The 12816-nt window shown below is 54.2% G+C and carries 10 protein-coding genes; all 10 read right to left on the bottom strand.

The features are described 5' to 3' along the window. Positions 1-27: 27 nt before the first annotated feature. Positions 28-2022: a polysaccharide biosynthesis protein gene (locus AC3WKX_RS21300; RefSeq protein WP_003218766.1), complete on the bottom strand. Its 1995-nt coding sequence runs from the start codon at positions 2020-2022 to the stop codon at positions 28-30. Between the two features lie 102 nt (positions 2023-2124). Beyond that, on the bottom strand, positions 2125-3147 hold the full coding sequence (locus AC3WKX_RS21295) for an MraY family glycosyltransferase (protein ID WP_102605089.1): 1023 nt from the start codon (positions 3145-3147) through the stop codon (positions 2125-2127). Positions 3148-3186: 39 nt separating this feature from the next. Beyond that, positions 3187-4155 carry a UDP-glucose 4-epimerase family protein gene (locus tag AC3WKX_RS21290; RefSeq protein WP_102605090.1) on the bottom strand — a complete coding sequence of 323 codons (969 nt, stop codon included), beginning with the start codon at positions 4153-4155 and terminating at the stop codon, positions 3187-3189. Beyond that, on the bottom strand, positions 4152-5282 hold the full coding sequence (locus tag AC3WKX_RS21285) for a glycosyltransferase family 4 protein (protein ID WP_102605091.1): 1131 nt from the start codon (positions 5280-5282) through the stop codon (positions 4152-4154). Before AC3WKX_RS21285 ends, AC3WKX_RS21290 begins: the two co-directional genes overlap by 4 nt. Then, a complete protein-coding gene (asnB, locus tag AC3WKX_RS21280) occupies positions 5279-7237 on the bottom strand; it encodes an asparagine synthase (glutamine-hydrolyzing) (RefSeq protein WP_003218773.1) in 1959 nt (652 codons plus the stop codon). Before asnB (AC3WKX_RS21280) ends, AC3WKX_RS21285 begins: the two co-directional genes overlap by 4 nt. Beyond that, positions 7237-8379 carry a glycosyltransferase family 4 protein gene (locus tag AC3WKX_RS21275; protein ID WP_102605092.1) on the bottom strand — a complete coding sequence of 381 codons (1143 nt, stop codon included), beginning with the start codon at positions 8377-8379 and terminating at the stop codon, positions 7237-7239. The genes asnB (AC3WKX_RS21280) and AC3WKX_RS21275 overlap by 1 nt, the downstream gene beginning before the upstream one ends. Beyond that, positions 8376-10265: an asparagine synthase (glutamine-hydrolyzing) gene (asnB, locus tag AC3WKX_RS21270; RefSeq protein ID WP_102605093.1), complete on the bottom strand. Its 1890-nt coding sequence runs from the start codon at positions 10263-10265 to the stop codon at positions 8376-8378. The genes AC3WKX_RS21275 and asnB (AC3WKX_RS21270) overlap by 4 nt, the downstream gene beginning before the upstream one ends. 51 nt (positions 10266-10316) lie before the next feature. Continuing rightward, positions 10317-11600, bottom strand: coding sequence for a hypothetical protein (locus AC3WKX_RS21265; protein WP_173883060.1), 1284 nt, complete (start codon positions 11598-11600; stop codon positions 10317-10319). Between the two features lie 19 nt (positions 11601-11619). Further along, complete coding sequence (locus tag AC3WKX_RS21260) at positions 11620-12147, bottom strand: serine O-acetyltransferase (protein WP_003218783.1); 528 nt, start codon at positions 12145-12147, stop codon at positions 11620-11622. A 7-nt stretch (positions 12148-12154) separates the two neighbouring features. Continuing rightward, positions 12155-12766 carry a hypothetical protein gene (locus tag AC3WKX_RS21255; RefSeq protein WP_256579800.1) on the bottom strand — a complete coding sequence of 204 codons (612 nt, stop codon included), beginning with the start codon at positions 12764-12766 and terminating at the stop codon, positions 12155-12157. Positions 12767-12816 lie beyond the last annotated feature (50 nt).

The following is a 12816-nucleotide window of genomic DNA, read 5'->3' as shown; positions in this document are numbered from 1 at the left end:
AAAAACAGGTGAGTTACAGGGTATGAGTCAGGGCTCGAGACGACGCTGTTGGTAGATCCAGTCGACGATCTCGCCATCAGGCGTGTAGCCACTGACGGTTTCGCGCAAAAGCTGGCGAACACGCGTGTAATCGTCCTGTTCTACTGCTGCCAGCAACTCTGCCAGCTTGTCCTTCAACACATCCCAAGACAGGTAATCTTCATTGGCACTCATGATCATCGGGTGCTGCGTGGCGACTACGTTGTCACCAATCAGCAACTCTTCGTAAAGCTTCTCACCCGGGCGCAGGCCAGAGAATTCGATTGCAATATCGCCATGAGGATTTTTATCCGACCTGACACTCAGACCAGACAGGTGAATCATCTTCTCGGCCAACTCGACAATCTTCACCGGCTCACCCATGTCCAGCACGAACACGTCACCGCCAAGGCCCATGGAGCCCGCCTGAATCACCAATTGGGCGGCCTCGGGAATCGTCATGAAGTACCGGGTGATTTTCGGGTGGGTAACCGTGAGAGGTCCACCGGATTTGATCTGCTTGTGAAAAAGCGGAATCACCGAGCCGGAGGAGCCTAATACATTGCCAAAGCGAACCATCGTGAAGCGGGTTTTATTGACCCGCGAGATATTCGATTTGTCACCGAACAGCACAGGTGCCAACTCACGACTGAGCGCCTGGAGGGTCAACTCGGCGAGACGCTTGGTGCTTCCCATCACATTGGTGGGCCGTACAGCCTTATCGGTAGAGATCAACACGAAGTTGGCTACCCCCGACTGCAATGCCGCTTGGGCCGTGTTAAGCGTACCAATAACGTTATTCAGCACGCCTTCCGCAATATTGTGCTCAACCATGGGCACATGCTTATAAGCGGCGGCGTGATAAACCGTGTCGACGCCCCAGGTTTTCATGACACCCAGCAATTTGCTCTGATTGCGCACTGAGCCGAGGATGGGCAGCAGCCTTACTGGCAGCGACTCTCGGGTAATCCGTTGTTCAAGCTCCGACAAAATGCTGTAGAGGTTGAATTCGCTGTGTTCAAACAACAGCAGTATGGTCGGTCGCAAAGCAAGGATCTGACGACACAGCTCTGAACCAATGGAACCACCGGCCCCCGTTACCAGAACGCTGCGCCCCTTGATGCAATGCTCCAGCAGTTCGCCCTGGGCAGGCACCGCGTCACGTCCCAGCAAGTCCGCGATATCCACTTCCTGAATATCGTCGACCTTGACCCGGCCACTGGCCAGGTCCATAAATCCTGGAACACTGCGCACATGCAGAGGAAACCCTTCAAGGTAGCCCAGGATTTCACGACGCCGGGCACGGTTGGAAGACGGTATCGCCAGCAGGATTTCCTGGGCTCCGGTGGCATCGATCATGCGCTGAATGTGCCGTGGCTTGTACACCTGAAGTCCGGAAATTACCCGGTCAGAAATACTGTCATCATCATCAATGAAGGCTACAGGCCGCATGACCCGGCCCATACGCAGGGCAGCGACCAACTGATTGCCTGCAGCGCCCGCGCCGTAGATGGCGACGCGCGGCAAGCCATCTTCGCGATTGGTGAACGGTACGTGCTGGGCGGCGGCAAACCAGTCGCCAAGGAAATATTGACGCATAGCAAGGCGTAGGCCGCCAACCATGATGAGGCTTAACCACCAATAGTTGAAAATGATGGAACGAGGTACCACGTTTTGATGATCGCTGTACCAATAGACCACCACGCCCAGAATCAACGATGAAAGGCTGACGGCCTTGATAATCGCGATAAGCGCGTCATTGCCAAAATAGCGCATGACAGCACGGTACATGCCAAAACGGATGAACAGCGGAATAGCGACGACCGGAGCACTCAGAAACAGCCAGCGATGCGCAGACGCAGGGTTGATCATATCGTCCACCCCCAATCGAACGACAAACGCCATCCACAGGGCGAGCCAAACAAGAAGAATGTCCGCAATAACCTGCAGGATGCGCTTCTGTCGGCGAGGGAGACCCAACAAATATGATCGAATTATGCTCATAAACCCTTTAAACACCTCTGTTGCTCCTGATACGGCTGCTGCTCTGCGAATTTAAACACTTTAGGCCAGTCAATCACCGCTGAAATGACTCTAAAAACACAATCACGCGGCCCTTTCCAGCTCACCCGCCTTGTACTTGACTGCCAGCATCACCAGCGGGATGTACGCTATTACAACGCCCAGCACGCCGTTTAGACCCAGTAATGCAACGCAAAGTGCGATCGGCAGCAGCCAGATCACGTTGATCGCAAGCACCCCAAGCGTTACTGGCAAGTGGCCTCCAACTTTACGCGATGCAAACTGATAGCCATGACTGCGATGGGCTTCGTAAACCTTGTCGCCCCTCATCAGGCGGCGGACCAGAGTAAACGTCGCATCGACGATAAAGACACCGAGCAGGATCAACCATACCCACAGCAAGTCGGCGTTCTGCCAGGCGGCCTGCAGGGATAGCACGCCCAGGACGATACCGAGAAAACCGCTACCGGCATCCCCCATGAAGATTCGTGCCGGTGGAAAGTTCCAATAGAGAAACCCCAGCACCGCCATGCTTAATAACAGTGGTGCCCAGATAAGCGCCTGATAACCAACCAACCAATAAATCAGACAGGCGCCAAGGCATGCACAGAGCGCTTCGACGCTGGCCAAGCCATCGATACCATCCATGAAGTTGTACAGATTGAGCATCCACACCAGATAAAACGCGGCAAGGATGTGCCCCGCCCAGATCAGGTCGAGGACCACCCAGGGCAGCGTTATTGCGGGCAAGCCGCCCAACCAGAAAAGAGCCCAGGCCGCGGCACTGAAGTGCCCCAGCAAACGCCAGCGCGCGGCGATATGGCCATGGTCGTCGAGAAACCCAAGCACCGCCACAGCCGCACCAGCCCCCAGCAACGCCCATGTAACCGAGCGTGTTATCTCATCACCGATAAACAATACTGGCAACGCAATCAAGAAGCTCAAGACTATCGCCACTCCGCCTCCACGAGGCGTCGGAACAGTATGAGAACTGCGCGCATTGGGAACATCAATCAGACTTCGGGCCAGCGCATAACGGCGCAGGCACCAGGTCAGAAGAAGAGCAAGGGCTGCAACAGCAGGCGCCAGCCACAGTAAACGATTCATCTACAGCTCCAATTAAGGTCCCTCATAGGGCACCACTATTTACTTCAAGCTTCCCTGAAAACTTTCAGCCGTCTTGCGTAATGCGCTGGCCACCGTCAATGGAGGATTCCAGCCCAGCAATTGGCGAGTCTTGCCAATATCAACCTGCAACGAACCACACAGGCGCTGGCCAATAGCCTTGCGGCCTAGCACGGTCGCGCCCAATTGCAGTAGGGCTGCCGGTACGGGGATCAACCGGGCCGGTTTACCCAAGGCAATCCCCATGCGTCTCAACAAATCAGTGGTCGACATGTCATCACCATCGCTGGCCAGAAACGTCTGATTGGCCGCCGCCGGGTGATCCAGGCACGTCACAATCAAGTCAACGAGGTTGTCCAGCGCGACCAGGCTGCGCTGGTTACGAATAGCGCCCAACGGCAGTACAGCTCCTTTGTTGAGCCAATTCATCATGCTGCGAAAGTTTGCCTTGACCCCAGGGCCGTACACCAGGACGGGACGAATAATAACAACTTCCATCCCGCTTCTTTGCGCCAGCGACAAGAGTTGCTGCTCGGCCTCCATTTTGGAAACACCATAGGGGTCGCACGGCGCCGGCACGTCATCTGCCGTGTAAGGGGCGCCCATTTGGGTTCCCTCACCGTTGACCTTGATCGAGCTGATAAAGATGAAACGCCTGACGCCCGCCTGAGCTGCCTGCTCCGCCAGCTTCAACGTGCCTTCGACGTTGACCTTGCGATACTCGGTTAACGGATCACTGGAGGCGTCTGACATCACATGAACGCGCGCGGCGCAGTGAACCAGAACATCAACCCCTTCAAGAACAAGCGACTCACCCGCAAGATAATCGGCACCGACCCGCACAGGTAAAGCAGACGCAGGCAGTGTCACACCCTCGCGACGTACCAGCGCCAACACCCGACAGTCCCCTGCAGACGCCAACCGGTTGACCAGTGCTCCCCCCACAAAGCCACTGGCTCCAGTGACGAAGATAGTTTTGTGCTGATTCAAAGCGCGCGCTCCAACTCTCTGTACACATCCAAATGCTGCTGCACGATCTTCTCGATCGCAAATGCGCGTAAAGCCAGTTCACGGCCAGCCGCCCCCATCCGGGCACGCAAGGCAGGAGCCTCAATCAACACCTGCAATTGATTCGCCAGGGCCTGTGCATCACGAACAGGTACCAGAAACCCTGTTACATCGGCATCAATCGCATCCCGGCAACCTGGCACATCGGTGGTGACCACTGCGCGGCCGCACGCTGCGGCTTCGACCAGTACCTTGGGCAAGCCTTCACGATAGGAAGGAAGGGTCACAATATTCGCCGCAGCGAACACATTTGCGATGTCGTCGCGGTAACCGAGCAGCTCAATCACCCCTTCCTCTCGCCACTGCTGCAACTGTGAGGTGGTAACTGTCGCCGGGTTACCGGGATCAATGTCACCAATTAACTGAAAGCGCGCGTTAACACCGCGCGCGGTCAATATTTTTGCCGCCTCAACGAACTCGACAACGCCCTTGTCCAGCAGCAGTCGAGCCGCCAGGCACACCACTGGGGTCCCTTCCGGTTCTGGCAACGCGGTGTAACGAGACAGGTCGACGCCTGAACCACGAATCATCACGACCTTGGATTGGGTAAGTCCACCCATGCTCAAGAGCAGGTCACGATCATCGGGGTTCTGAAAAATCGAGCGCAGATTACGCTTGCCCAATGCCAACCGATAAAAGGTGCTGACAACCTTTCTCGTGATAGTGGCCTTGAGTCCCTTGGAGAGAAATACAAAGCCCAGTCCGGAAATAGCGGTAACCACACCTTTGACCGGTGCCAGCCGAGCGGCAACGCCACCATACAAAACCGGCTTGATGGTCACCAGGTGCAAGACGTCCGGCTTCAATTGCCAGAGCAGCCGCCAGATCGCGAACATCAGTCCCAGTTCGGCCAAGGGGTTACGGCCGCTACGTGAAAGCGGCAACGGGTGAAACTCGAAACCTTCAGCGGCAATAGCCGCAACAGCCGGACCAGGCATGCACGCCACATGAACCCTATAGCCCTCTGCCTGCGCGCCCTTGGCAACTGCCAGCCGGTGCGAAAGAAAAAAACCCGGGTCGTTGACGATAAACAAAAGTACTTTACTCATGCCTGCTCTTCCAACCATGCCTGGAACATGAGGATGGTCCACAAGTGAGGCTGCCAGTTTCCGCGGCCCTCAAGATGTTCCTGCCACATGTGCCTGATGCGTTCAGGGTGGAAGTATCCCTCCTGGCGCAAGCGCGCTTCATCCAACAAAGACTCTGCCCACTCCCGTAAAGGACCGCGTAGCCACGCCCCAAGCGGGATACCAAAACCTTGCTTGGGCCTTTCGATCAACTCCTTGGGAACATGACGATAAAGCACTTCTCGCAACAGCCATTTGCCCTGGCCGTTACGAATCTTCAGGTCCAGAGGCATGCGCCAGGCCAGTTCGACAATCCTGTGGTCAAGCATAGGGACCCGACCCTCAATGCTTGCGGCCATCGCAGCGCGATCCAGTTTCACCATGATGTCATCTGACATATAGGTCTGGGCGTCCATCGCCATCATCCAGTGTTCGAAACTATCGGTCTGGGGCCAGCGCGAAGGGTCAGTGAAAATGGTTTCGGGTTCCTTGCCACCGATCACGACACTGGCAGGGTCAGTCCAATGACTGTTGAGCTGCAGGTAGAACTCATGCCCATCCGCAAGCGCCAGGACGCTAGCCAATTTATGAGCCTTTTCCCCAGGCGTGCTGAGATGAAGCCGCTTGGGCAGCAAAGGTTTGGAGAGACGGAACAGGCTGTCCCAGGTGGACGGTGAAAGTGAGCGTAAAAGCCCGGCGCTCGCCTGTCGGGCAAACGGCGGCAGTTGCTGCATTTTTGACCAGACTTTCTTGGCGCTGAGGTAGCGGTTATAACCGCCGAAGAGCTCGTCGCCGCCGTCACCACTCAACACAACCTTGAGCTGTTGGCTGGCCAATTGGCTGACAAGGAATGTGGGAATCTGCGAACTGTCGCTGAACGGCTCACAATACATCGACGGTAGACGCGGGATAACAGCCAGGGCATCGTCCGGGCGCACGTACAACTCGGTGTGTTGCGTGCCAAGATGCTTGGAAACCGCCTTGGCATGAACAGCCTCGTCATAGCCGCCTTCGTCGAAGCCGATGGTGAATGTGCGGATTGGCTGGGCGCTCTGGGCCTGCATCAAGGCCACGATAGTGCTGCTATCCACGCCGCCGCTCAGGAATGCACCCAAAGGCACATCTGCGAGCATTTGCTGACCAATGCTTGAGCTCAGTTGCGTCTCCAGCAAATCCGTCGCTTGGGCGGGAGTGCCCTTGAAGGGGTCGGCAATGCCTTTTGCTACTGCGTCGTTGAGACGCCAGTAAGCCTGTGGGACTGCGGCCTTTGCAGCGGGCAGATTCTTCAGCGCAAGCGTTACGTAGTGGCCGGGCTCGAGCTTGGCGATGCCTTTATAAATGCTGTAAGGCGCAGGAATGCAGTTGTGCCGAAGCAATAGCGTCAACGCGTTGCGATCCACTTCGCCAGTGAACTGCGGGAAAGCCTTGATAGCCTTGAGCTCAGACCCCAGCAGCAGCGTGTCTTCCTGCCAACCGTAATACAAAGGCTTCTCGCCCATCCGATCGCGTGCAAGCGTCAATACCTGCTCTTGCCTGTCCCACAGCGCGAAGGCAAACATACCAACCGATGCCTGCAAGGTCTTTTCGACACCCCAGCCTGCAAGACCTGCGAGCAGGACTTCGGTATCAGAATGGCCTCGCCATGCGGGTGGCGACAATCCTTCATTGTCCAGCTTCTGCCTGAGTTCGGTATGGTTATAGATCTCACCGTTGAAGACGATTAAAAATCGCCCACAACTGGAATGCATCGGCTGATGACCGGCCTCCGACAGATCGACAATTGCCAACCGTCGATGCCCGAGCGCGAGGCCTGCATTTTCGTCAACCCATACACCACGATCATCGGGGCCACGGTGCACGAGGGCATCGTTCATCCGGGTAATGATCGATGCCAGATCACTATTACGGGCCTGGAAAATTCCGCTGAAACCACACATCAATGAACGTCCTGATTTAAGTAAAGCCGGTCATAGATTTCTTTGAATTTATGCTCGGTACATTTCATCGTGAAATTTTCGACGATACGTGTATAGGCACCCTGCCCCATCATTGATCGCTCGGCAGGAGACGCTGCAATCATCTTCGCCAGCGCTTCAGCCAACGCGAGTGGATCCTGTACGGGTACGACAAACCCATTTTCACCCAGCAGGAATGCCGCGTCTCCTGCATCGGTCGTCACACAAGGCAACGCCAGGCTCATCGCCTCGCCCAGCACATTAGGAAAACCTTCGGTAAATGAATGCAGGCAAAACATGTCCATCGCCTTAAAGCAGGCGGGCACATCTTTTCGTTCACCCAGCAACACAAATCGATCAGCGAATCCGGTTGATGCAATCTGCGCCATCAATACGCTATTCGCCTCATCGACATCACGTCCCACCATCAGGAACTTGACGTGCGGGAACCTGGGAGCGACGAGCCCGGCAGCCTCGACAAAACTGGCGTGATCCTTGACTTCGTTAAAACGCCCCAAGCTTCCTACAACGAAGTCATCTGCGCTTATTCCTTGCGCCGACCTTATGGCCTCACGCTCTTGCGGCGATGCAACCAGACGCTCAAGATCAAACCCGTTGGGAATGACAGCCATTCTGCTCGGGGAATAACCCGCAGCCACATGCGTCTTTCGTGACGCCTGGGCAGCGCACACGATAACGCTGGGGACAGTCGCCGACAGCCAGGCACACAGTTTGCGAACAATAATTGTGGCCTTTGCGCCACCTCGGCTGACGTCAGTGGTCCTGACCCCCCAGATCACGCCCCTGATCCCCACCCAACGCGCTGCCAAGCCACCCAACAAGTCAGAGTGATACATCCAGGTCTGAACGATATCAGGCTTGTTCAGCCGAAGATGGCGAACCAACTTTGCAAACGTTGGCATGACATCCCAGGCCCCCCGCATACCCAACGTGTCAACAGTCACCCCGCAGGCACGCAGCCGAGCGCCCACTTCACCCAAATCCGTCAATGAGATAACACTGTGTTCATCATCGCCGCTTGAGTTGAATGACTCACAGAGCCGAAGCAGCATCAACTCCGCGCCGCCGATATGCAGACCGACAATAATATGGGTAACTTTCAACGGCCTTGCTCCTCCAACCACGCCTGGAACATCAGGACACCCCATAACTTGCTTGAATGATCAGCCCGACCACTGAGGTGTTGTTCCCAGGCACGGCGGATCGGTGCAGGATGGAAGAAACCCTCCCGGCGCAACCGGCCTTCATCCAGCAAGCTTTCCGACCAATCGCGCAGGGGCCCGCGCAACCACGTCGCGATAGGTATGGAAAAGCCCTTTTTCGGTCGCTCGATTAACTCGCGAGGAACATGACGATAAAGCACTTCCCTCAATACCCACTTGCCAACACCACCTCGAATCTTCATATCCAACGGTATGCGCCAGGCCAATTCAACAACCCGGTGATCGAGCATTGGCACGCGAGTTTCCAGGCTGCTGGCCATCGCCGCACGGTCGACCTTTACCAGGATGTCGTCAGCCATATAGGTCTGTGCATCCATCGCCATCATCCACTCTTCATACCGCTGCGTAGCGGGCCACGCTGAAGCGGTGTCAAGCACCGTAATCGGCTCTTTCGCGCCGATAACGACACTGGAAGGTGTTTTCCAGTGACTGACAAGTTGCCGATAAAAGTCCTCCCGACTCGGAGTATCAAGAATATCCACCAACTTCTCGACCTTGCCTTTTATCGGCAATGCCCTGAGCGTTGCGGATGCAAAACGTCGCAGGGGTAACGGCACCTGGCTGATCTTCCCCCAGATACGTGGGGCAAATTGGTAAGGGTTATAGCCGCCAAACAGCTCATCTCCCGCATCACCGCTTAACGTGACGGTGACTTGTTGTCGCGCAAGGCGACTGACCAGGAAAGTCGGGATCTGTGAACTATCGGCAAAGGGTTCGCAGTAGATGTTCGGTAGATCCGGGATAACGTCCAACGCGTCTTTGGATTGAACATAGATCTCAGTATGTTCAGTACCTAAATGGCGGGATACGGCCAGAGCATGTTCAGCCTCATTGAACCCTGCCTCACTGAAGCCAATGGTGAACGTCTTGACCGGTCGCGGGCTTTGTTTCTGCATCAGGCCAACCACAAGACTGCTGTCCACGCCACCACTTAGAAACGCGCCCAGGGGCACGTCCGCGAGCATTTGCATGCCGATGCTTTCGCTAAGCTGTGCTTCAAGCGTATCAACTACGGCGTTGGCATCAGATTGCAGCGGAGACGCAAGCCCCGCCTCAACCGCCCGATTGAAAGACCAAAAAGGAAGCGCTTTTACATCCGATCGGCGCTGGTCTATCGCGATCCTTACATAATGCCCCGGCTTCAGCTTCTCTATCCCTTGATAGATGCTGTAGGGCGCGGGAATGTAGTTGTGGCGCAGATAAAGGGCCAAGGCGTCACGGTCGATATCAGCGCAAAACGCGGGATGGATCTTGAGCGCCTTGAGTTCAGAACCGAACAACAGCACGTCATTCTGCCACCCCCAATAAAGCGGCTTCTCCCCAAGACGATCCCGAGCCAATACCAGTTCATTTTGCCGCGTATCCCACAGCGCGATGGCGAACATCCCAACCGTTGCCTGCAGGGTCTTTTCGATTCCCCAGTGCTCAAAGCACTCAAGCAGCGTTTCTGTGTCTGAGTGCCCGTTCCAGGTAGGCGAAAGCCCACTCTCCTCAAGAAGAGCACGCAGTTCGCCATGGTTGTAGATCTCGCCATTGAACGCAATTACGAAGCGCCCACTTGATGAATGCATTGGCTGGTGGCCGGCAGCAGTCAGGTCGACAATCGCCAGCCTCCTGTGGGACAGGCCTATACCAGCGGCTGAATCAAACCAATAACCGCCGCCGTCCGGGCCACGGTTGATGATTGAGCGGCCCATTGCCTCAAGCAGCGAAGACTCATCGGTAGAAAACTTCTTGTTCGTAAAATATCCGGAAAAACCACACATCAGGAAAGCTCGCAATTAATTTACTGGTCGGGCCGTTCTCGCCCGCCTGAGTCAAGCCAGATGAGCACTCGGGTTCACGCTCGCATAGCGATTATAAAACCGGTGCAATAGCGCGCTTGAAAATATCAATATAAACAAGCGAGACACGTCATTCTGATAAAACACAGGAGCCTTTACTTCCAAAACTAAAATCAGGCACAACAGTACCAAAACAAAATAGCCCACATCGGCAAATCGCCGCATCCCTGTCCAGATTTTCAAGAACATCCAACCATAAGACGCGTAAACCAGCACAAATCCCACGATGCCACTGGCAAGCAGCGTTTTCAGATAACCGGAGTCAGACCGCGCGACGCCACCACTTTGATCATCAAACGAGCCACTACCTGCAATAATATTCAACAGATCCGGGACGAAAAGCATACTTTTCAGATCATCCGTAGAGGCAGAGGTGAGGCCCTGACCTTTCGAATAGTTGATGAAAATCTCGAACGCATAATCAAAAACGTAGGTTGAAAAAAATTCGAACCTTTCCGGAAAAAAATACTGAAATAACAAAATTGCCAGCGCAGCAAAGGCGCTAAAAGCCACCCCTACGATGAGGGACTTCAGAGGCCATCGAATCGCGAGAAGCCCCACGCCAAGAAGGAACACGACCACACCGGTACGTGCAACCAGTGTAATTGAAAGAGCAATCACGGAGATGCTTAGAAATCGCCAAATGGTCGCATTATTGGCCCGGGAATATACTGAGTAAACACCGTATACAGCGGCCAGCGCAAGAATAGCGCTGAGGTTAAAACCGCCGCTATCGTGAATACCGCGAAAGCGCAGAACACTATCAACTTCAATATTTCCACGGTTAGCCAACGACGCGGATAACAAATCCCTAAAAGAGGGCTCCACGAACGACAGCATAATGAAAAACGCCTGAAGAACAGTCGCCCAATAGATCAACTCGAAGCATCGATGAAAGCCATAGAGTGCATCATCTGAATTCGCACGCCGGCCAACCGCATAATAAGTTATAACCAGCGCCAACAGCAGAACGACAATAAACTTTATGAAAATCTCCAGAAATATTGTCTCAGCGTTACCCCAGAGAACACTCAGCATCACGCCCAAGGAACCCGCGAGCAACAGCGCCACGATGGCAAAGCGGCAGGTGACAAATGCATAACCAACAAAACCGCGGAGCAACGGATCAGCAAGAATCAGAAGCAAAGCCCCAGGAATGAGAAGCGCGACAGAGGGCACGCCCAGAAAGCTGAGCGTAAAATTGAACACGTAGAAAAAAACAACCAACACCAAAAAACACGACCGCACCTTGCTCACCCTGCCACCGAAGTTGAAGTTACGTTCTCACGAGCGCCTTGCCAGGAACACCTACAACAACCGTATCCTGTGGAAAGCTTTTAACAACAACGCTGTTCGCACCCACAACCACATTGTCACCCAGAAAAATCGGCCCGAGGACTTTTGCACCCGTACAAATAACCACATTATTTGCCAGTGTCGGTTGATTGCCCTTGCTGGTTTTCGATAGGTCCTGGTTCCCAAAAGTCACACCATTAAAAATCTTGCAGTTCGACCCCATTACTACATCGGCACCTATCACTATGTCATGACCGTGCATGATGCAGAGACCTGGGCCAATTTGTGCCCTGCAAGAGATATCGCTACCAAAGACAATGCGAATAAAATACTCAACCAGAAAGCTCAATACACGCCCGATAACGGGAATTTTTAACAGGCTTTGGCCCAGTCGCAACATGATGGTCAAATGAGCGGTGTGATCAAACACTACGCTCTTGAGCACTCTGGACGCCCGCTCACTACCTGCGATTGAGCGTAGGTCCTGGATCAAATAGGTTAACGACATAAAAACCTCATTTACTCTTGACCGCATCGGGGATTCTGAGCATTGAAAGCATCTTACTGGCACGCCATACTTTGGGTATAGTCGTCAGTCTAAAAGCGCGAACGAATATTGGGAAAAACAGTTTACAGTCTTCAAAACGCCTGTTTTTCAGTGCGGCAATAAACAAGAAGCTGATAGACACCGATATATCTGCGGCACTACCTTTGTACTTTTCCAAAAAGTAATCAAACGACTTCACCAGCAAAACTTTTGTCTTGTTTCCCGAGGAGGCAATACCGATACCTGTACGATAAACACCCAAAGGCTTGGCGCTGACGAACCCTGCATAGCCTTGTCCAACCTGCTCGACGTTTGCAAAGTAATCCAGCAAAGGAAAATCTGGCAGTTCAATGTCCCTTGCCGTGGCCCGATACATTTTAGAACTGTTCATTCCAATCGTTATATATTGAAAAATGTCCTTTCTGGTGAACGAGTTACCCACGCGAGATAAGTCAATGAGGTCTTCTACAACAACCTTGGTGCCAGGATTCTCGACGAGCATCCTGTGCCAGACGATATTATAGTTCGGGTGCTCGTCCAGAAAGTCACTTTGAGTGCGGATTCCACGCCATTCGGACACTCAGCCCACGCTGATCCGGACACCTGTTCCACGCTCATTCGGACAGGCAG

It is taken from the genome of Pseudomonas sp. GP01-A4 (assembly GCF_058780865.1).
This window is presented reverse-complemented; position numbering and strand designations above follow the sequence as displayed.